Source organism: Ensifer sp. GW101-20A05, from assembly GCF_059424735.1.
Map to the genome: position 1 here is coordinate 1 of NZ_JBWKZT010000046.1, position 1,632 is coordinate 1,632.

At 60.2% G+C, this 1,632-nt stretch carries 1 protein-coding gene; it reads right to left on the reverse strand.

Annotation, left to right across the window (positions count from 1 at the left end; translation table 11 throughout):
* Positions 1-175: 175 nt before the first annotated feature.
* Positions 176-1,549 carry an ISNCY family transposase gene (locus tag AC070A_RS34560; protein WP_113399726.1) on the reverse strand — a complete coding sequence of 458 codons (1,374 nt, stop codon included), beginning with the start codon at positions 1,547-1,549 and terminating at the stop codon, positions 176-178.
* Between the last annotated feature and the right edge of the window lie 83 nt (positions 1,550-1,632).

A 1,632-nucleotide genomic window follows, 5' to 3' on the forward strand; every position in this document is an offset into this window, starting at 1 on the left:
ACAATGTGGCGGCCAGGTTGAACTGTCCGCTTTGGCGCAAAGTAGAAATGTCACTTGAGCTGCCCTACTGCACAGCGACCAGCCCCGATCTGACCGGCTGATCCGGTTGCAAGATCAGATCGGGGCGGGTGGGGAGCACTCCTTCGGCTTTAGCTTTGAGAGCTCGGTCAGGGGATCATTCCGCAGCATCAAGTCGGGACAGGGCCTGCTCGCGCCGAGCAATCACCACCGGATCGTTCATGAAATCCGTCCGCTTGCCCGGCTTGCGGCCACGCGGTTTGTAGCCATTCTTCTCGCTGTTCGTCTTCACCGCCGGCTGCGTCTGCTGCTCCTGGCGTTCCTTGATATAGGCCAGGACATCACCGAGCCGCTTGTTCTCGGTGATCGCCGCATGCGTCACCCGCTGGTCCTTATCGAACATCTGGTAGGGCAGGGAATGGCCTTTCCACCGCACATCCAATCGACCATCGGCATAGGCATAGGTCTCGACATAGCGACCAGCCAAGCCGCGTGTCACCTCGGTCTCCTCGAGCATGATCCGCTGGCGCTCGAACGAAAACGTCAGCTGCGATCCAACATAGCGCTGCTCACGTTTGCACAGGACGTCGCGCAACCGATCCGGGGCGAGATTCAGCGGGCGGTGTAGGTCATCGGGTCGGGCAGGGACGATCGCAAACCGCGCATTGTAGTGCTCTATGAAGCCCGGCAAAAACCTATTGCCAGCCTCCATGTCGTCGATACCCGCCAGCCGTAATTCCTTGACCAGGCGATCTTGCAGCGTCCGGTTCATCCGCTCGACGCGACCTTTGGCCTGACTGGAGTTTGCGCAAAGAATCTCGATGTTTAGCTCTGAGAGTGCACGCCCGAACTGCGTCATGCCCTGGCCACCCCTGGCATCCTTCTTCGCCACCCGAAACACCGAATGCTTGTCGGAATAAAAGGCGACAGGTGCCCCATGATGCTCAAGGTAAAGCGCCAGCGCTTCAAAGTAGGTGAAGGCGCTTTCCGAGCGCACAAACCGCAACTGCATCAACCTGCCCGTCGCATCATCGACGAACACCAGTAGCGAGCACGGCGGCCCGCGATCCTCAAACCAACGATGCTCCGACCCGTCGATCTGCACCAGCTCGCCATAGGCCTCGCGTCGCAAGCGTGGCTGATGAAACGTCCGCCGCTGCTTGCGCGACAGCCAGAGGCCGTCGTCCGACATCCATTGGCGCAGCGTCTCGCGCGACACCCGCAACCCATCGCGCTCGGCCAGCTTCTCGGCTGCCAAGGTCGGACCAAAGTCCACATAGCGTTCGCGAACGACCGTCACCGCATAATCCCGAACACCGTCGCTGATCCGATTGTTCGAGGGCCGGCCGATTGCCTTATGCCGGATCGAAGCCGCACCGCCGGTGTTGATCCGCTCCAGCAACCGACGCACCTGGCGGGTGCTCAGCTCAAGCACGCGCGCCGCCGACGCCAACGTCATGCGTCCGGCGATCACTTTCGACAAAACCTCAATCCGCTGCAGATCGCGTTCGCTCATCGCAATCAATCCCATCCGCAATCTCCCAGGTCAGCAAAACCCGGGGAGAGTGACATTCCAACTTTGCAGGATCAGGACACTTTAACTTTGCGGCTACA